The organism is Kovacikia sp. CALU 1929, assembly GCF_056784235.1.
The window spans coordinates 46,896-66,623 of the sequence record NZ_JBXBCF010000083.1 but is presented as its reverse complement, the minus strand read 5'-3'; the positions used below and the strand labels follow the sequence as shown (position 1 = coordinate 66,623).

Annotated in this window: 14 protein-coding genes and 1 tRNA gene; 9 read left to right on the top strand and 6 right to left on the bottom strand. The window is 50.1% G+C overall.

What is annotated here, in order from left to right:
* Positions 1 to 8 precede the first annotated feature (8 nt).
* From petP to AC1S52_RS22295, 3 genes are all read right to left on the bottom strand, one after another.
* The gene (petP, locus tag AC1S52_RS22305; protein WP_482031243.1) at positions 9 to 278 is read right to left on the bottom strand and encodes a cytochrome b6f subunit PetP; all 270 of its coding nucleotides are present in this window, start codon (positions 276 to 278) and stop codon (positions 9 to 11) included.
* Positions 279 to 433: 155 nt separating this feature from the next.
* Positions 434 to 2,941: an AMIN domain-containing protein gene (locus AC1S52_RS22300; RefSeq protein WP_482031242.1), complete on the bottom strand. Its 2,508-nt coding sequence runs from the start codon at positions 2,939 to 2,941 to the stop codon at positions 434 to 436.
* Positions 2,942 to 3,169: 228 nt separating this feature from the next.
* The gene (locus tag AC1S52_RS22295; RefSeq protein WP_482031241.1) at positions 3,170 to 3,754 is read right to left on the bottom strand and encodes a DUF1802 family protein; all 585 of its coding nucleotides are present in this window, start codon (positions 3,752 to 3,754) and stop codon (positions 3,170 to 3,172) included.
* A gap of 151 nt (positions 3,755 to 3,905) precedes the next feature.
* On the opposite strand from AC1S52_RS22295, the gene AC1S52_RS22290 reads away from it, so the two are divergent.
* Together AC1S52_RS22290 and AC1S52_RS22285 are read left to right on the top strand one after the other, a co-directional pair.
* Positions 3,906 to 4,697 carry an SDR family NAD(P)-dependent oxidoreductase gene (locus AC1S52_RS22290; RefSeq protein WP_482031240.1) on the top strand — a complete coding sequence of 264 codons (792 nt, stop codon included), beginning with the start codon at positions 3,906 to 3,908 and terminating at the stop codon, positions 4,695 to 4,697.
* A gap of 299 nt (positions 4,698 to 4,996) precedes the next feature.
* Positions 4,997 to 5,434 carry a DoxX family protein gene (locus tag AC1S52_RS22285; RefSeq protein ID WP_482031239.1) on the top strand — a complete coding sequence of 146 codons (438 nt, stop codon included), beginning with the start codon at positions 4,997 to 4,999 and terminating at the stop codon, positions 5,432 to 5,434.
* Positions 5,435 to 5,592: 158 nt separating this feature from the next.
* On the opposite strand, the gene AC1S52_RS22280 is transcribed toward AC1S52_RS22285, so the two are convergent.
* Entirely contained in the window at positions 5,593 to 9,747 is a 4,155-nt protein-coding gene (locus tag AC1S52_RS22280; protein ID WP_482031238.1) for a pre-peptidase C-terminal domain-containing protein, read from the bottom strand.
* A 278-nt stretch (positions 9,748 to 10,025) separates the two neighbouring features.
* Between AC1S52_RS22280 and AC1S52_RS22275 the strand changes: the two genes are divergently transcribed.
* A complete protein-coding gene (locus AC1S52_RS22275; RefSeq protein WP_482031237.1) occupies positions 10,026 to 10,283 on the top strand; it encodes a hypothetical protein in 258 nt (85 codons plus the stop codon).
* A 95-nt stretch (positions 10,284 to 10,378) separates the two neighbouring features.
* Here AC1S52_RS22275 and hpnH read toward each other — a convergent pair whose 3' ends face one another.
* Both hpnH and hpnA read right to left on the bottom strand, forming a co-directional pair.
* Complete coding sequence (hpnH, locus tag AC1S52_RS22270) at positions 10,379 to 11,401, bottom strand: adenosyl-hopene transferase HpnH (protein WP_482031236.1); 1,023 nt, start codon at positions 11,399 to 11,401, stop codon at positions 10,379 to 10,381.
* 107 nt (positions 11,402 to 11,508) lie between these two features.
* Positions 11,509 to 12,492 (bottom strand): hopanoid-associated sugar epimerase, encoded by a 984-nt coding sequence (hpnA, locus tag AC1S52_RS22265; RefSeq protein ID WP_482031235.1) that lies wholly within the window; start codon positions 12,490 to 12,492, stop codon positions 11,509 to 11,511.
* A 282-nt stretch (positions 12,493 to 12,774) separates the two neighbouring features.
* Here hpnA and AC1S52_RS22260 point away from each other — a divergent pair, with 282 nt between their 5' ends.
* The 6 genes from AC1S52_RS22260 to AC1S52_RS22235 all read left to right on the top strand — a co-directional run bounded on the left by AC1S52_RS22260 (position 12,775) and on the right by AC1S52_RS22235 (position 19,621).
* On the top strand, positions 12,775 to 13,641 hold the full coding sequence (locus AC1S52_RS22260; RefSeq protein ID WP_482031234.1) for a ferritin-like domain-containing protein: 867 nt from the start codon (positions 12,775 to 12,777) through the stop codon (positions 13,639 to 13,641).
* Between the two features lie 87 nt (positions 13,642 to 13,728).
* Positions 13,729 to 13,801: transfer RNA gene (locus tag AC1S52_RS22255), tRNA-Thr, on the top strand.
* A gap of 176 nt (positions 13,802 to 13,977) precedes the next feature.
* Positions 13,978 to 15,132, top strand: a complete 1,155-nt coding sequence (locus AC1S52_RS22250; protein WP_482031233.1) for an Arm DNA-binding domain-containing protein — start codon at positions 13,978 to 13,980, stop codon at positions 15,130 to 15,132.
* A 514-nt stretch (positions 15,133 to 15,646) separates the two neighbouring features.
* Positions 15,647 to 15,967: a hypothetical protein gene (locus tag AC1S52_RS22245; protein ID WP_482031232.1), complete on the top strand. Its 321-nt coding sequence runs from the start codon at positions 15,647 to 15,649 to the stop codon at positions 15,965 to 15,967.
* Positions 15,967 to 18,969, top strand: a complete 3,003-nt coding sequence (locus tag AC1S52_RS22240; RefSeq protein ID WP_482031231.1) for a phage/plasmid primase, P4 family — start codon at positions 15,967 to 15,969, stop codon at positions 18,967 to 18,969. The genes AC1S52_RS22245 and AC1S52_RS22240 overlap by 1 nt, the downstream gene beginning before the upstream one ends.
* A gap of 175 nt (positions 18,970 to 19,144) precedes the next feature.
* Positions 19,145 to 19,621: a hypothetical protein gene (locus AC1S52_RS22235; RefSeq protein ID WP_482031230.1), complete on the top strand. Its 477-nt coding sequence runs from the start codon at positions 19,145 to 19,147 to the stop codon at positions 19,619 to 19,621.
* Positions 19,622 to 19,728: the final 107 nt, after the last annotated feature.

The window sequence follows — 19,728 nt, the reverse complement described above, 5'->3', positions numbered from 1 at the left end:
TAGACGGTTTACTGCACCTGCTCTACTTCATCCTCAAAAAACCAGGTAGAAAATTTGTCGTCAAACTGAATCAGGACTCCCACTCCACTACCATCCGTCATCTTGAAGTCTCGGATTGTACCGACCTGCCCCAACTTGCTAACCACCTCATTAGATGCCCGATCTCGCAATCGACGGACCCGAACTTTCTGACCGACTTCCATTTCAACTCCAAGACTTAAAAATAAACCAAAACCCAGTGTACCAGCGTCCTGTTCCTGATTTAGCGTGTGAGGCAACAGAATTGTGGAGCAGGGAGTGGGGTAGGGGTGTCAGGGATAGGAGTAGGGGTTAGGTGGTAGGTGGTCAGTAAAGCATGATCTTCCCATTGCCCCAGCACTTCAAAACTCTCAACTCAAAACCCTCCATTCAAAACTCAAAATTTCCCCCAACCTTAGCGAAAATCCTCTAAAAGCTTGACCTGGATTAGTTGCCCTGGATGTATAGTGGCGAATTTGGGAGTGGATAGAGCGGTGAGGGTGCCAGCAGTCTCTCCCCCGGCAGCACCGAGTCCGGGGTTTCCCCCGGCTACTTCTCCAATGGGTCCGCCTACAGGCAATCCAACCCCAGCATTTTGAACCAGATTGTTGTCTGTAAGCTTCCGGTTTGCGCCCAAAACATCCGACTGAGCAGCCAAGGGAATCGCGCGACCCTGGAGTAAGATGGCTTGAGCAATAAACCGGCTGCCTGAGGGGTTTGTTTCAAATCGCCCGGTGACGACAGCACCTGAAGGAGCAATCAGAGTTCCTGCGGAATTACGAATGTCTGATCGCACCACTAAAACTTCAGCCTGGGGGGCACCTGTCTTTAATTCCAGAGAAGTCTGTCCGGGATAGTGGAGGTCAAGTACCGTACCGGCGGGCAGCGATACATCAGATACCAGCGATCGCTGGGCAGATAGGGAGCTATGGGGAACTCCTGGTTGCGCTCCCCTCGTAGTGGGTGAGGGGGGAACCGCAGGCAACGGCTGACCAAACTCAATCACTGGGGTACCCGTGGGACGCGCAGGGACGGGGGGTGCAGACGTGGGACCGGAAAAATCGGGTCTGAACACCGACGATGCGGGTATCGATGGCTGAAGCGGCGGAGCACCCGCTCTGGAAGGTGCCTCTGGCGATGGGGGAGCAACGACTGGAATGGGGGGAGAAAAATCAGGTCTGAACACCGATGAGGCGGGTACCGCTGGCTGAACGGGAGGGGTATCGGCTCTGGAAGGTGCCTCCGGCGATCGCGGTGGAACGGCGGGGACGGGGGGTGCAGACGTGGGACCGGAAAAATCAGGTCTGAACACCGACGAGGCAGGGACCGCTGGCTGAGGCGACGGGGCACTGGTTCTAGACGGTGTTGGCACCAGAGGTGGAACGTTGAGGGCTGGTGGGTAGGCAGTTCCAGGTAAGGGGTCGTTCACCACCGACGGGACGCTGGGCGATAGGGGTGGGACGTTGACCGTTGGAGGGACTGGCGAGGCGATCGAAGGAGGCAGGGGCGTTGTTGGGTTGATGACAACGGGTTCTGCGCGGACTGCCGGGAAAGGTTGAGCCGTGGTCGGAGGGGGAATGACGATCGCGGGTTTTTTGCGCACCCCTGGGGAAGGTTGAGTTGCGGCAGGCGGGGGAACGGCGATCGCGGGTTGACCAGGAATGCCTGCCCCAGATGGAGTCGCATTGGGAAATTCAACTGGCGTAGCCTGAGCTAATGCTGGTACAGGACGGGGTGAAACCGGGGGAAAGGCAGTACCCGATGGAGCCACTGCTGGGCTGGCGGCATCTAGCGGCGGCACCGTGATTGTAGGCTTAGAGCCTGGAGCACTGGAAGCCAGGGTTGTGGGAATATCCAGTGGCGCAGGGGAGCCAGGCGTGGGCAGAGCCGGAGAGGGGGTAGATCGGGCGACAGAACTGGCGGTTGGTGCAGAAGAGGGGACTACTACAACGGGTGCCTGGGAGGGTAGGGCTGTCGTTTGGGCTTGGGGTTGAGGGGAGGTGGGGGACTCCGGCGGAGGCACCGCGATCGCCATTCCCCCAGCGGTATCTACCGTCATAACATCCTCTGCATCAGCCGTGGAAGGCTTGGAAACCGTTGGTTGTTTAGGCTGAGATGGAGTTGGGCGGGCAACTGGTTTAGGACTCGAAGGACGGCGGATCGAGGCGTTGGTGGTGTTCACAGACGGCGGCGGTGAGAGTGCCGTTGAGGTGACATTGGTAACGGGGGCAACCGTGGTTGAGTCCGGTAAGGCAGCGGTTGGGGTTGCAGCGGAGACGGACGGAGGGGAAACTGATGCAGAAGGGGAAACTGATGGAGCGGAAACAGGGGGAGGGCTGGTAGCCGCAGCCGAGGAGGGGATACCCGATGGCGGAGCAATGGGAATGACGGGTTTGGGTGCCTGGGCAAGGGGAGGCTGGTTAGACGGAGCTTTAGCAATCAAGGGTTGTAAAACCCAACGGGAGTTGCCCGCCGCTTTTTCGAGCTTGACCTGTCCAGGGGCGAGGGAAATATCGGGTGACAGTTCCATCACAATCCGAGCCAGTCCAGGTTGGAACTGGGACACGCGAATACTGCGGACTGCACCCGTATAAGTTTGCTGGGTAGCGACTTCGCCAACCGACGTGTCGGGTAAATCCACCACAATGCGGGCAGGCTGCGCCATTAGAAAGTAACGAGGCGTGGTTCCGTCTTTGACGGTCAGTTCTAGCTGGTTCGCGACGGGGTCATATTGCCATTGAGTCAGGGAGGCAGCCTGAACCGTTGCGATCGCCCCCACTGCCAGCGCAATCCCCGTGGTACTACCGATACCCATGATCAATAGCGATTGGCTCAACCATTGAGCCATCAAGGGAACCCTTGCGAAACGTTGCTGTAAGAGAATTGCAGACTGAGATTTTGACTCAAATTTTTGGCTTTGCATGGCTCTGTGCTGAACGCTTCCAAAACGATTTGGCTTTCCAGGATAGCCGTAGCAGCATCAGATGAAGCGATAGTTGCGAGGATGATAATCCTCAAAGTGGATCACTTTACGAAGTCGCTACTGATGCGAACTCACTATCTGGGGAGAATGCCCCAAACTCAACTAATGATGACACCAGATGTAGCGTTTGATCAAAAAAATTCCAGAAATATTTTTGATTCCTGCTGATTAGGCGACTGCGGCGCAAATCTCAGCCGTCCGCTGATTATAGACCTGATCTTCTAATACGGGCTGCCCATCCAGACTGATCGCTTCTCGTAAGTCAATCCAGGACTTACAGCCCCCATAGGTAGGTTCGTAAGGAATGAGCGATGGTGAAGATAGCTTGTAGACCCTCAGCAACAGAATGTAAAGGGGCTGATTAGGTTTCCACTTCAGGCGTTCATCAATAAACGTCTGATTCCAAATGTGAAAGGGCATGAGGGAGGCAACGCGATCGGCATCTGTCACCTGAAACACCTGGGAAATCTCTGCCCATGCCCCAATTCGGATAGAGGCAGGATGCCAACCTGACTCCACCGGCTCAACCAGAGAGGAATAGGCTGTTTTCAGCAGGTGCGGTTTCTGATGTTCGCGCGTGGGGTATAGCAGGACGCGATCGTGCATCAGCGAAAATTTGCCCCCAGCTTCCCGAATTCCCCCTTTGCGCAACAGCATGACCATCTCTCCCGTTTCCAGAGCATCGACGGCAACTTGCCATTCTTTCAGCGCATCGGTAATTTGAGCCATGAAGCTGAGGACTTTAAATTTCAAGCTATTCTACTGCTAAACCTGAATTTAAGTTGAGAACTGGAAATCTTTCCCGGGAAAAACTACGGGTTTCTAAGTTGGTGGGGTTTACATTCAAAGCCTCAACAAATTCCATTAAGATTTGCAAGGTAACTTCTCTCATTAGTGGCTATTCATGGAGATTTTTGAGGGAACTGAGCCAATCCATGCCCTGGTTGTCGGCGCTAATCGGGGGATTGGGTTGGGTTTTGTGCAGCAATTGCTGGATGATCACCGGCTTCCCGAAAGGTTGCGTTGCCGCATCAAAGTGGTCTATGCCACCTACCGAGCAATAGCATCACCAGAGTTAATGGCATTGCTGGAGCAGCATCCAAACCGGCTGCGCTTACTTTCAATGGACATCACCGATGAAGCCCAAATCATTCAAAGCATGGCTCAAATTCAGGCACAAACTGGGCGATTGCATTTAGTCATTTACTGTGTCGGTTTTCTTCATCAAGGCGATCTACAGCCAGAAAAAAGTTTGCAGCAGGTTCAGGCTGACCATCTGATGCGCTATTTTCAGGTCAACAGTATTGGGGGGGTGCTGCTTGCCAAACACGCTTTACCACTCCTCAAACACGGTGAACGGAGCGTGCTTGCCAGTATCTCTGCGAAGGTTGGCAGTATTGGGGATAATCGGCTGGGGGGCTGGTATGGCTACCGCGCTTCAAAAGCAGCGTTGAATATGCTGATGCGAACCGTGGCGATCGAATATAGCCGCAAAAGCCCCAAAACCTTAGTCATTATGTTGCATCCAGGCACGACGGATACCGATTTGTCGAAACCATTTCAGCGGAATGTGCCACCAGAAAAGCTATTTCCTGTTGAACGGACGGTGACTCAGTTGTTTGGGGTCATTGAAGGATTACAGTCAGAGGATAGTGGTCAGTTTCTTTCCTGGGATGGAAGCCGGTTGCCCTGGTAGCGGCGGGGTGAGGAGTTGAGAGTTGAGGATTAAAAGTTGAGAGTTGAGAATTAAAAGTTGAGAATTAAAAGTTGAGAGTTGAGAATTAAAAGTTGAGAATTAAAAGTTGAGAGTGAGGGAATAATTATTGGCGTTTGGTTCGCAGAGAGGGGCTTCCCTGCATACACCACAGCAGAGAGGATGAGAGGTGATTAGCTCCTATCTCTAGCACAATCTCTAGAGGGATGTCTGGAAGGATAAATACCCCTAAAGTGGTGATAAAACGTTTTTGATTTGCAACTGGTTGGAGACTACCATCTGTGATTGAGCAAATTCAGAAGAATAAGGAAGTGTTGCGGATCATTCTGGCAGTCTGCATGTTGGTTGCCGGAGCGCTACATTTTATCGCTTCCGATCCGTTTATTAGAATTGTGCCTGGTTTCTTACCGTATCCGGCTGCGCTGGTTTACATCAGTGGTGTGATTGAAATCTTACTAGGGTTGGGACTGTTGATGCCGCCCATCAGCCAATCATCTGCATGGCTTTTGGTGGCACTGTTTATTGCGGTATACCCAGCCAATCTAAACATGGCAATGAATCACATCCATATTGATGGAGTTCCTGATGGTTGGTGGTTTCAGGCAATTCGACTGCCGTTTCAGTTTGTCTTAATTGCCTGGGCATACTGGTACACCAGACCAGACAATGGTCCCAAGCAGGCTTCGATTCTGCCTGGATATCCTAAAGTGACTGAGTGATCCCCCTTAACCGTGACGCGGAGTTATCAATTGATACTAAGAAACATGGATTAATTAACCTGAACTATTTCTTGGTGGTACGGGCTTAGCAGTGCTAAGCCCCTCCGCGAAAAATTGCATCTTATTAAATTCTCATTCCTAAGCCATCCACCTCAAAACTATCCTACTGCTTCGGTCGTGTAGGACAGGAGGGCAAAGCTGGTCGTCAATTCGCTTTCGCTTAAGGTCACAATGCCGGGACGGTTGCTGCCTTCCAATCGGCGATCGCCTGTGCCCCAGGGGTTAAACAGGGTAACGGTTTGAGCAATGGAGTCATAACCCACGACGACATATTTCTGGTCAGGGACAATGTTACTTGCAACCGTGACCGGATTAGACGTGACAAATACCAACTGCCCCGCATCAAAGGCATTCACCAAAGTGGCAAAGTTGAGTGGGAGTGGTGCTGTCGTAGCCCGATTGGCGATCTGGTTGACGGCAACGGTTTCTAAGCCAGCAGCAATACCCTGGTAGGAGTTGGTGTTATCCTGCCCCAGCCAACCCAGTTCGTTGATCTGAGCATAGGCTTTTTCTGCCAGGGCGACCCACAACTCATTCGTGTTGACGTTGTAGAAGGTATCGAATCCGGCGTAGGCGAAGGTGCCCACGGCTGTGGTGGGCAGGTAGCGATCGACAGTGACGTAATCCGCTACGCCATTGTTGTAGAAGCGCACGGTATAGGTGCCATCTCCGTTATCAATGAACATATTCTGGATGACAGCGGGCGATCGCAGAGCGGTAGCTGCCAGTGCCGACAACAGGTAAGCATTTGCCAGATCGCCTTGTCGAATATCGGTAAAGCTGATGCCATCCTGGAACAGGGCACCACTGGCAAGCCGATAGGGATAGGTGATCTGTCCATCTGAAGATTGGGCTAAGGGGCGGTCTTGACCTAGAAACCATTTCCGAATCAACCAATCCATTCGGGTTGCCGAGTCGCCGCTGTCTGCCAAATTGCCCAGAGGTTCACCCTGGTAAAACTGATTTGCCACACGCCCATTCACTACCCGGTCTGCCAGGATTCGCACATAGTCAGGCATCCCTAGCGGCTGACCATTGCCCACCAGTAGCCTCAAATCTGTTAGTTCAGTTTGGGTGACAATCCCGCCGTCCTGGGTACTCCGCAGAATGGCAAGGGTTTCGTTGCGATCAATTTCGCCGTTAGCGAAGGCGGCACGGGCAAGGTTAATGACTTCCAGGTCGCGCAGGTTTAGCCCAAACCAGTCAATGGCAGCGGTACTGATGGTGAGAGTGTAGTTGGCATCCCCTGTCGTCGGCAGGACTCGCAGCCAGTAGGTGCCTGCTTCCACGGATTGGCTCAACGAGATGGGGGTAGTGCCCAGGGTTTCCTGAGCCAGCAAGATTTCATCGCTGTCAACCACGCCGTTTCCATTCCGGTCTTGAATCAGTTGCACAGCCGCCCGTGCGTTGAAGGTGGTCAACGCCAGGTTGAGGGATTGGTTACTGTCCAGGCTAAAGCGGTAGTAGTCATTCGTATCGGTTCCAGTTTCACTGATGAAATCGCTAAAGCTGCGGTTGGCAGCGTCTACGACAATGGGACGGGCAGTACCCAGGGTATTACCTGCCTGGTCAAATGCCAGATTCAGACTGTAATCCGTATTCGCATTTGTGGCTCCTTGCCGCACTAGAGTGAAGTAAGTGCCTGCCTCTAGCTCCTGGGTCAGGGAGACTGCGATCGCCCCCGGATTCGCAACAGATTGGATCAATTCATCGGCATCTACTTCGCCGTTGTTGTTCCGGTCCTGGATCAGAACTAAATTGGCATCGGCAGCCAGTCCCGTTAGTTGGGCACTGAGTGTACCGGGAGCATTCAGGCTGAAGCGGTAATAATCGCTGGGGTCGAAGTCACCAACAAAATCATTCAAGGTTTGGGAGCCATTGAGTAAACCCAGGTCGAGGGCATCGGCAAGCCGGTTTCCAGCATTATCGATCGCTGAAGTTGCAACTTGCAGATTGTAATTCGTACTGCCGCCGAGGACCGCAACTTCGATCAGGTAAGTCCCGGCTGTCTGTGTCTGGTTCAGCGATCGCGTACCGTCCTGGTTCAGCACGTCATCCTGAATGAGCGTGCCAGAACTGTCCAACAGTCTGAACCGAACATCAGTACTCAGTCCGCCCAGGCTCAGGCTCAGGTTGGTAGTCCTACTCAGGCTGATCTGGTAATAGTCCACCGGGTCTGCCAGACTCACCCAATCACTGAACGAGAGGGACGGGTCGCTGGCTGGAATCGGTCGGGCTGAAGCGGGCGTATTCCCTGCCTGATCCAGGGACAGACTGAGGCGATAGTTGGTACTGACCTCAGGCGTAGCTCCCGCAATTCGGACAAAATAAGTGCCAGTATCCAGAACACGGGTGAGGGTTTTTGCCGTTTCATTAACGCTGACGGCAGTTTGCAAAACCTCATTGCTGTCAACGATGCCGTCATTATTGAGATCCTGAATGAGTTCGGCGATCGCATTGCCTTCCAACCCATCCAGCAGCAAGTTAAAGGCAGCACCGCTGTCGGTAATACTAAATCGGTAGTAGTCTTCCAAGTCTCCGTTGTCAATCCGGTCAGTGAAGGGGCTGGCGGTAGAGCTGAGGGCAATTAACCGGGCATCATTCAGGTTGTTACCCGCCTGATCCAGAACCGGAATCGCAGCCGCGACCAATCGATAGTTGGTACTACCGCTTCCCTGGTAAACCCGAATAAAATAGTCGCCCGGTCCTAAAAGCTGGCTGATAGACTCCGAAGCCAGACCAGGGTTTGCCGATGTTTGCAGGATTTCATTGCTATCCAGTGTGCCATCTTGATTGAAATCCTGAATCAGTTGCAGGTTGGCATCTGCGCTGAGGGAATCTAACGTGAGATTAACCGTGCTGGTATTTAGCAGGCTAAAGCGGTAATAGTCGTTGGTGTCAGTGCTATCGACCCAGCCGGTGAAGGGGGAGGGAATCGAGGAAACCCCAATCTCCAGAGCGGTTCCCAGATCATTCCCTGCCCGGTCTTCCCCTGTAACAGACAGATCGATCTGGTAATTGGTGGCTCCAGCCGGGGATGCAGAGAGTACCCGAACAAAATAGGCACCTGCCGCCAACGGACGGCTGAGGGTATCCATCAGGGTGCCTGCCTGATTCACGGAGGTCGCCAGAATTTCATCAACTTCGACGATGCTATTCCCATTCAAGTCCTGGATCAGTTGGGCGGAAACGCGATCGCTCCTACCGTTCAACACCAGGCTGAGGTTACTGTCTGTAAACACCTCGAACTGGTAATAATCTTCTGGGGCAGTGCTGTCTACAAAGCCAAAGAAAGACTGGGTATCGTCAAAAAATTGAATGGTGCGAGCCTCGCTGAGGCTATTCCCTGCCTGATTCAAATCCAGAGTCAGGGTGTAGTTTGTCCCGCCCTCGGAGCCTGACAGGACACGAACGTAGTAGATGCCGGGAGCGATCGCCTTCGCCTGGGTGATCGCTTCTGCTGCTGTACCGGGATTGGCGGAAACCTGTAAAATCTCGCTTTCCTCAATCAACCCGTTGTTGTTGCGGTCTTGCACCAGTTGCACATTGGCATCGGCGGTCAACCCTTCCAGCAGAAGCGTGAAATTGCCGGGTTCATCCATGCTAAAGCGGTAATAGTCTTCCTGGTCTGTGCTACCAATGAAATCCTGAAACGATTGCCTGCCGTACAGAGTGCCCAGGTCTGCGGCGGTTGCCAGGGTGTTGCCAGCGAAATCTGCTGCCAGGGTAAGAGTGTAGTTCAGGTCGCCGCCGGGTGAATAGGCGATCGCATAATAGGTGCCCGACCGATAGGGAAGCTGAACTGGACTGGTGCTGGAACCTTCAAAAGCCTCACCGGGGTCTACGCGCCCGTTACTGTTCCGGTCTTCTACCAGGACAATCTGTGCTTCTGAAGTGAGGGTGAGCGTTCCCGTGCCTGCCAGATTAGCACCTGTAGGACTGGAAAGCGTTGGCAGCTCAAACTGATATACATCGTAGGGGTTGCCCGTGGTGAGGCTTCCTGTCAGACTTGCCTGCCCGTAAAGGGTGCCTAATGCCTGTGCCAGAGGTTGAATTTGGATCAGGGAACTGTCGAGCGGAGGAATGGTCGCAACTTCGTTAACACTTTGCTGACTGGCGGAACGGGAGGAAAAGCCTGTATCCAGAGGATTGGGGAGGAGGAGTGCCTGGAGCGATCGCTCCGGGTCCGCCAATGCCCCACTAGCAAGCAGATTCGCCGATGTGATTTTGGTAGATTGAGCAAAGGGTTCCATTTGTAAACTCCCCAGGCACCACTGAAAATTCGGTGAAGATGTTCAATCAACACCGCTAACCTTTATAGCAATTTTTTTAAACTTGTCCCCTACATCCACGGCACAGCAAACCCGTTAGTTCCGTTGAATCAGGTCTCTTCCCTCAAATTTTCTCACTCATCCTTAATTGGTATCTCAGGATACCAATAGACACTGGTATTCAGGTGAAGGCTCACTCCATACTTTCCCTTCACCCAGGAGTTCAAATGATCAAATGCTTCATTAGGGCTGGACTTTCGATGTTGGTTTTTTCTGCCCTATCGGCTTCTGCGGTCAAAGCTCAGACCCGTTATGAGTATCAGCTAGGTTTGACCCATCACTCTATTCCAACATTGACTCAGAAACCAGTTCAAATGGTGGTCCAAATGCCAGTGAACCCTCAAACTCAAGTGAAGTCAAATGAATTGGTTCGCCCAGTGACATCGGGTAACCCTTACACAGGGCGCGATCGCCTGATCTATGAGCGGCAAAACCAGGTAGTTCTACCGCCCCAGTAATGGGCAACTCTACAAACCACAAAGACACAAAACAGAATAATTCCTTCGTGTCCTTTGCGTCTTTGTGGTGAACTTGCCTTTGTAGTGAACTTGTTTTACCGACTCAAGCTCAACACACTACCCAATGCCCGCGCCATATTTTTGGGTTCCATAGCATCAGTGGCAGCCGTCGGCTCATAACCACAATGCACCATGCAGTCCTGACACTCAGGGTTACCGCTGGCACGTCCATACTGGCTCCAGTCTGTGTTCTCTAAGAGTTCACGGTAGGTTTTAACGTGCCCTTCATTCAGGAGATAGCAAGGTTTTTGCCAGCCCAACACACTGTAACTGGGCATTCCCCAGGGAGTACATTCGTAGTCCTTTTCCCCGGTCAGAAAGTCCAGGAATAGGGGGTTGTGGTTAAAGTTCCAGTTTTTCTTGCCTGCTTTGTAGGGAGCCATAATTTCCCGGAACAGGGCACGGGTCTGCTCTCGCTTGAGAAAGTGCTCCTGATCGGGTGCCCACTCATAGCTGTAGCCCGGAGAGATCATCATGCCATCGACATTCAACTCGGTGAGGAAGTCAAAAAACTCCTGCATCTCTTTGGGGTCAGTCCCTGCAAAGATCGTCGTGTTGGTGGTGACTCGAAAGCCCCGTGCTTTAGCCGCTTTAATTGCCTTGACTGCAATATCAAATACGCCTTTGCGGTCTACACACTTGTCATGATGTTCTCGCAATCCGTCCAGGTGAACACTAAAGGCAAAGTAGGGAGAGGGTTCAAACTTATCCAGGCTCTTCTCCAACAGAATGCCGTTAGTACAGAGGTAAACGAACTTACGGCGTGCCACCAAACCCCGCACAATTTCATCAATTTGAGGATGCAACAATGGTTCACCACCGGGAATGGCAACCACAGGCGCACCGCACTCTTCGGCGGCAGCGAAGCACTCCTCTGGGGTCAGGTTTTGCTTGAGGATTTCGACAGGATGTTGAATCTTACCGCAACCAGAGCAAGCCAGATTGCACCGGAACAGAGGTTCCAGCATCAGAGTCAGGGCATATTTTTTACGCCCTTTGAGCCTCTGGCTGACAATATACTTACCAACTTCGATCGCCTGCTGGATGTGAACTGACATGGATGGTTTAACTCCTCACTAAGACCACAAGACGGGGGTGAGGAAGTGGGGAATCGGGAGTCGGGAGTATTTCTCCCTACCACCTACCACCTACCACCTACCACCTATCAAGATACGTAACTATATTTTACAAACCAGTTTACGGCATCGTGTAGGGCAGTCGTGATGGGAGTTTGGGGAAGTTCCAGTTCTTTAACTGCTTTTGTGGAGTCGTAAAACATGGTTTGGGTAGCCATTCGAACAGCATCTACAGGAACCGAAGGGGGTTTTCCGAACTTTGCCAGAATGTGTTCGTCAATTTGGGCAACGGTGAGCGGAATCCATGCCGGAATGGCTCGTTGGGGAGCGGGAATCCCTGTGATGGTAGATAGCTGATCCAGTAGTTGCTTCAGGGACAGGTTTTGATTGCCCAAAATGTAGCGATCGCCCCCCCTTCCTTTCTGTAATGCCAGCAGATGCCCCTTTGCCACATCCTCCACATGGATGAAGTTTAGCCCCGTGTCAATATAGGCAGGCATCTGGCGACGCAGAAAGCGGAGAACAATCTCCCCTGTGGGCGTTGGCTTAATGTCCCAGGCACCGATTGGGCTGGTGGGATTAACGATAATAATGTCCTGCCCTCTCTGAAACGCTTGGACGGCTTCCTGCTCTGCCCAATACTTAGACTTTTTGTAATGACCAATTAACTTTTCCACCGGGCTTTGATAGGTTTCATCCGCCATACTCCCCTCCTTCACACCGATCGCGGCAACCGAGCTAGTGTAGACCGTTCGCTCAATGTCTGCCCTTTGGGCGGCTGCCAGGACATTGCGAGTACCCAACACATTGCTTTGATACAGAATCTTCTGATCTTTCTGCCACAGGGAGTAGTGAGCCGCCACATGAAAGAGATATTTGCAATCAGTCATCTGCTGCCACAGATCAGGATCATTTAACTCGCCTTCGACTAATTCCACCTCCAGATCTTGCAGATTATCCAACCGACTGCCCGAACGAACCAGTGCCCGCACAGAATAGCCGTCTTTCAAAAGTAAGCGAACTAAATTAGCACCGACAAACCCTGTCCCACCCGTTACAAACGCCTTGTTCACACCACGTTATTCTTTGAATTGATTCAACTGTCATCCTACCGTTTCAACCACTGCTGTGGGTAGCAGTGAAGAAGGAACGTCAGGCTTATACCTCCGAGGTTTTTGGAAGCCTCGGAGGTCTAGGTGTCAGGGAGTCTAGCTTTTGCAAGGATGGGCAAGCTAGACTTGGTGAGAAGGTAAACAGGATCTTGTAGGAAGTTGTGGGTTGTTGAGTAGTAACTCGTTACAGCTTGCCCTCTACCCACTACTTTCTCTGGATTCGTCTGGTGAGTGGAGTGAAATATGAAAGTGGGTTCCGAAGAGCATAAGCATTTGTTTTGCCAATGGTTTATGGCTAGCCATCGCCTGTACGAACCGGAACAGCTACCCTGGCCCCAGCTAGACAGTACGACCCTGGAACGTTTACAGGGAATTCCCTTCTGGGATGAAGCATTGCACACGGAAAAGAAAGCAGGCAAAATGCTGGATGTTTACGCGGCGACCGTAGAGGATCCCGTCATTCGAGCGGCGATCGCTCTCCAGGGAAGAGAAGAAGCCCGTCATGGTCGGGTGATTGAGTATTTGATCGATCGCTACAGCGTCAACCTGCCCGCCAAGCCAGAACGAGAACTGCCTGCCAATCTGGAACCGGCATTCATCAAATTTGGCTACGGTGAATGCTTCGACTCCTTCTTTGCCTTCGGCTTATTTGAAATTGCCCGTCAGGCAGGCTTAATGCCCGAAGCCTTTTTCACCATCTTTGACCCGATTCTGGATGAAGAAGCCCGCCACATGGTATTTTTTATCAACTGGATTGCCTATAAGCAAGTTCAGCAGGGCAAAGGTTGGTTACGTCCCTTCCACTCCTTCTGGCAATACACAGGTGCCCTTCAGCGCAGACTCGATAACCTGAGCGGCATAACCAAAAAGAAGAAGAAAAAGAGTAGCAATAACAAAGGTTTTACGGCAACTGGAGTCAAAGCTTTCACCCTCAATCTGACTATAGATAGGTTTCTAGAGGTGTGCATTCAGGAGAATACTAAGCGAATGAGCCAATACGATGAGCAGTTGCTCCGTCCAGAGTTTTTACCTGTGCTAACCGAAGTTGCCTATCGATCGCTCAAATTATTGCCCAAACGCAAATCGAGTCCAGTTGCTGATGCGGCTTAAACTACTTGGCAGGGGCGTTAGTTTCAGTGGCGATCGTCCCTGCAATTGACTCTATAATTTGCTATCCTGGTTTAGCAGAAAAAATTTGCTGGTGTAGCTCAGTTGGTAGAGCAGCTGATTTGTAATCAGCCGGTCGCAAGTTCGAGTCTTGTCACCAGCTTTTGAAAGAAAACCCCCAAATCCGCTAGATTTGGGGGTTTTCGGTTTTCAAAGAAGGTCTGAGGTATAGGAACGTATGTTCTGAATTTTGGTTAAAGATTGGGTACTTTTAGAACATTTTGGGTGTAACTTGGGTGTAACTTGGGTTTAATGCTAGTGTACTAAAGGTCAGCACCCATGTACTCAAAGACTCCAACAGGCAAGGCTTCTAAGGGTTCGGTTCAAGTCATTACTTCTCACAATCGGTTGCAGTTACGCTTCCGATTCGCTGGGAAACGGCACTATGTTTCTCTAGGCTTTCCAGATACACCAGAGAACCGTAAGCTGGCTGAGATGAAGGCTAGGGAGATTGAACTAGATATTCTCTCAGGGCACTTTGATCAAACCCTGATAAAGTACAAACCTCAATCATCTCTAAGTGTCAGTTCTCCAGACATTACACCCAAAGCTACACCCAGTCTTTCTGAAATTTGGCGACAGTATAGTGAAACTAAGCAACCAGGAAAGTCTCCAGCGACGATCAGAATGTATGGCTGGGTTTCAAATCACCTAGAGCGGTGTCCCTACAAACTTCCCACCGAAGCACAGGCGATCTTTGACTGGCTAAATGCTAATGTGCCTGCTGATTCCGCTAAACGAGTTTTGATGCATCTGTCTGCCTGCTGCAAGTGGGCAAAAAAATCTGAGTTGCTGGATATAGCAAACCCCTTTGAGGGTATGTCAGCCGAAGTGAAAGTGAAAAAGGCTGGAACTGAGGAAGATGAAGTTTTCCCATTCACCAGGGATGAACGCGATCGCATCATTCAAGCCTTCAAAGCCAATAGATACTACAGTCGATATTCTCCTCTAATCGAATTTCTATTTTTTACAGGATGCAGACCATCGGAAGCTTTAGCTTTGCAATGGAAAAATATTAATCGCTCAACTATTACTTTTGAACGTGCAGTCATTTACAACGGAAAGGGGTTGGTCTTAAAGGATGGATTGAAAACCCAGAAGTCTAGAAAATTTCCTATTAATGCACAGCTATCAGCTCTGTTGGAAGCGATTAAGCCTGAGAAACATGATCCTGAATCTTTAGTTTTTTCCAGTCCAGAAGGAAGGTTTATTGACTGGCACAACTTCACGAACCGAGCATGGAAGAATGTTCTAAATGGTCTCCCTGAGATTGAGTACAGAAACCCATACCAAACCCGCCACACCTTCTGTAATTTGTGTAGAGAGGCGGACATCGCCAGTATTCAGATTGCAAAATGGGTTGGAAATTCTGCTCAGATGATTGATCGAATTTACGCTAAGCCAACCGATCATGTTCAAGTTCCCAACCTGTGAAGCTTCTGCCAGTTCTTTGGCACTCTTGAAGCTAAGTTTCACTCTTGATAACAGCTAAATCTTCTCAATCTTGCCTCACCCCTTTGTTCCTTATTGGAATAAGGGGTAATTCGCTTTGTGCGTAGAATAGAAGGGATGGTTTATCTAAACGCTAGATATGGATCTCCATATCGGAAATGATAGATCTTCAGAAAAAGTTACACCATATATGCACAAAATGAGCCAAATTATGATCCTTGCCAGAGGATTGAAAGGTAATATGAATTCAAAGTATGGATGCAAACTAAATACTTTCAAACTGTTCAAGTTCTTAAAAAGACAGAACCCCTTGCAAAACTAGTTGGCGCTAGAAAATCTGCAAAGGGTTCGTGTCAAGCAAATGCCTGCCAGTGGGAAAAAAGCCTGAGAAACTTACCACCACTGGTAGACCCCGCTACTCCCACAGGTACGAGGGAGATAACGTGTCCGTTATTATATGGCTTTCTCAAATTTTGACGACATTGCAGGCTCAAAGTTGTCTGCATCTTCTGACACTCCACTATCTTCCTCCCAGTATCTACCTGGTATCAGGCTAGTAGGCAAGCATGAAGCGGCTGCCATCTTAGGAGTTAGTACCGAGACATTGAAGCGGTACAGACTTCAGAAAGATTCGCCCCTTATCAAAGGGGTCCACTACTTTGTTTGGAACTCTCGCGTTGTTCGATACAACCCGACCTTACTGGCAGACTGGGGAATGCAACGTGATAACCCCCATGCTCACCAGAAAGCTATCGAAGTGTTTCTAGCATCGCTCCCTGCAAATCAACCCAAGAAACGGGGTCGGAGGGCAGTGTAATGGAGCAAACAATCAAAAGCGATCGCGGGGTGAACTCTCGCGATCGCTCTCTCACTAACAATTTCATCTCTAATTATTCTAACACTAAGACTCGCCAATCTCAAATTGATGAAGAGCAAGCGCTCACTCATCTAAAAGCCTTGGGATACGAGGAAGGTGAACTGGTCTATCTTCGCTTTTTCCAGCCTAAAGGTAAGGGTGCAGGTCGCAAGTTAAATGGGAAGTTCCCACGCCTCCCTTGGAAGCTTATGGAGAAGCTGCAATCTCAGGGAATGGGGTGTTACTTCGTAGTGAATGATGGAGGGCACTGCAATGCTGACATTATTCGATGTCGTGCCCTCTTCTATGAGCATGATGACATCGACAAAGAGCAGCAGCGAGAGCTTTGGAAATTGCTAGGGCTACCAGAACCGACGTTTCAGGTTGATACAGGTGGCAAGTCAATTCATTCTTACTGGGTACTTAGTGAGTTTGTAGATCCTCAACAGTGGGAGGTCTTGCAAACTGACTTACTTGAGTTCTCAGATGGCGATCGTAGCTTGAAAAATCCATCCAGAGTCATGAGGCTTGCAGGTTGTTTTCACATGGAGACAGGACAGCAAAGCACCATCATTTCTAATTCTGGAAAGCGCCACACCTACGCAGCAATGAGAGCAATTATTCCTAGCCGAAATGCAACGTCTAATGGCGATCAAACCGCTCAACTGGAGCCGAAATCTCAACAGGGAAGAAATGACCTGAATGAGTTCTTACAAAATGAGGTTTATCCAAAACTTTCAGCAGAGCAGATTTACAACTGGCAAGGGCATGACTTCAAGCCCCAACCAGAAAGCAAGCTGAAAGGTAACTGTCCATTCCATGAAAGTCAAACTCATACGGCGTTTTGGGTGGAGCCTACAGCAGATGGCAAAACCTATACCTGGGCGTGCCCTACCTGCACAAACAACAAAAAAAGGAACCCTATCAACTATCGGCATCGGTTACGAGATGGTAACGGTTCTCCGCATGGACAGGATTTTATAGACATTGTGGCTGAATTGGCAAAGCAGGCGGGTGTAACAATGCCTGCTCTGCCAAAAAGAAAGAAGGACAAAACTCAGAAATATTCTCAAGGCGATGGTTCAAGCCCTCCAGACCTACCGAGAGCTTCGATTCTAGTAAGCGAGTTTGCTAAAAAATACCGCTCCCATTGGCTGTTTAATGCTGAGAATCAATCCTGGTATTGCTATGGCTCAGAAGCATCCGGTGTATGGACTGCCCATACTGATGAAGCAATACAGCGGTTGATTCAGAGCGAACTAGATTCACATCCTATGAATGGAAAAGGATACAGCTTGACCACTGTTAAATCGGTGATGGGGTTGCTGAAAGGTCAACTTCTAGCGAATCAATGGGAAGAACAAGCGGGTTTGCTGCCGTTTCAGAATGGTGTTCTGGAAATTTCAACAGGGAGGTTGCTGAATCATTCTCCTGGTTATCGGTTTACATGGTCATTTCCGAGAGCGCATGATCCAACGGCTAAGGATTGGAGCGGAATTTCAGCTTGGATGGATGAGGCAACCGGAAACAATATCAAAATTAAGAAAATTCTACTAAGTTGGCTGAATGCTTGCCTGAAAGGGCGTTATGACTTGCAACGGTTCTTACATTTAACCGGACCTGGAGGGAGCGGTAAAGGAACTTTTATGAGGCTTGTGACGGAAATAATTGGATCTGAAAATACTCATTCCTCTACGCTTCAGGACTGGACTACCAACCGCTTTGAGTCAGCCAATGTTTACAAGAAGCGGTTGCTCATCTTTTGGGATGAAGACAAATTTAATGGGAACCTTGGGAAGTTCAAATCACTGATTGGTAATGACTGGATACGAGCAGAAATCAAGAATAAGCAAGCTTTCCAGTTCATTTATGAAGGCATGGTCATGATGTCCTCTAACTTTCCAATCTTCACTGGAGATTCTAGTTCTGGAATGGCAAGAAGGGCTTTAGTTGTTCCGTTTAGTCGATCTGTTTCACCAGACAAACGCAGGAATCTAGATGAGGAATTCCAGCCAGAATTAGCTGCTCTCACAAATTATGTTTTGTCTATTCCTGACTCAGAAGTAACCTCTACATTGCTACTAGCTGGCGATGAGTCTTTAGAAGTGGCGGAGCAAACCTGGGAATATCGGATGAGAACCGACAGCATTGCTGTATGGCTAAATGCTTGTGTCATTCGTGAACCGAAGGCATCAGAGCAGGTAGGAGATGATAAAGATGATGAATCTACACTGTTTGGTTCTTATTGGCAGTACTGCGATCGCACAGGTAGCCGACCAAAAGGAATTCGTGAGTTTTCTCCTTCCCTGCTCGATCTTTGCAACAACATTTTGAAGTGGGGAATTGAGAAACGGCACAGAAACCGGGGGAAAGTTATTGAGGGTTTGCGACTCCGTATGAATACCGATTCCCATATTCCCTTTGCCCTGGAAGTCCTCTACACAGCTAGTGACGGCTCATCAAAAAGTGACGAGTCAGTGACGGATAGTAGTGACGGGTCAGAACCTTTGCTAGATAGGGACTGTGACGAGTGTGACGGGTCATCTTCACTTCTTATATACAGGAATGAACCTGAACAGCAGGAGAGTAGAATACCCTTCGATCAGAACGCTCATCAATGCAATCAAAGCAGTATAGAAAAAAGGAGTGATTTATCCGTCACATCCGTCACTCCTTTGTCTAGCGACGATTACACCCGTCACCGCTCATCAGTCATGACGAGTGAGGAACCTGTCACCACGCCAAAAAGCTCTTTTTCTAGGGATGATCTACAGGAAGGCGATCGCGTTGAAGTGTTCCATGATACTTGTTGGGAACCTGCAACGATCATCAGTTTGCCGAACAATCATCCTGATCCAACCAAGCGAATAACGGCTTGGAAAGTCAAGATTGATAGAGGATCGGAAGTGCGGATTTGGAAAATCAACCACATCCGATCAATTAGCAACCGTCAATCCAATTAACCCAATCAAGCGTATGGCACGCACAAAGAAACAGAAAGTCTCTAAACCGGAAGAACCTCAATTCATGGATGGTCATAAACTCTCGGTAGACTCTCCAGAATGGGCAGCGGCACAGACGATTGGATGAATTCTTTACACCCAAAAAGACTATTCGGTTGAGAAGGCACTGGCTCTAATGCCCACCCTGACGGATAACGCCGTCAGTCTCAAGAAAGGGGACTTGCAGGAGGCTGAACGAATTCTGCTGAGTCAGGCTGAGGTTTTGCAAGCTTTGTTTAATCGCATGGTCGGGTTTGCGGCGTTTATGATTGCTGATCCAGAGGTGTGCGATCGCTATGCTTCGTTATGCTTGAGGGCACAAGAGCAATGCCGTAAAACCCTAGTGGCGCTGGCAGAACTGAAGAACCCGAAGAAACCTACCCAGTTCATCAAGAACTATGTGGATAAGCAACTGAATCAGCTTAAGGTTGAACAGTCCCAGCCCTCAGCAACCAATCAAGTAATAGATACAACCTCCCAACCCTCACCTATCCCTCAAACAATGGAGGCTTCACCCGATGCCGCGATGGACACCCGAAGCGAAACAACGGCAGCGAGAACTGATTCAAATTTGGAAACCGTGGGAGTTGTCAACAGGTCCGGTAACGAGTGAGGGCAGGGCAACCAGTAGCCAGGATGCAGTAAAGACAGGCTGGCACTCTGCTGAGATGCGCCAGGTACGTCGAATCCTGACTCAGCTAGGGAGAGTGCAGCGGGAAA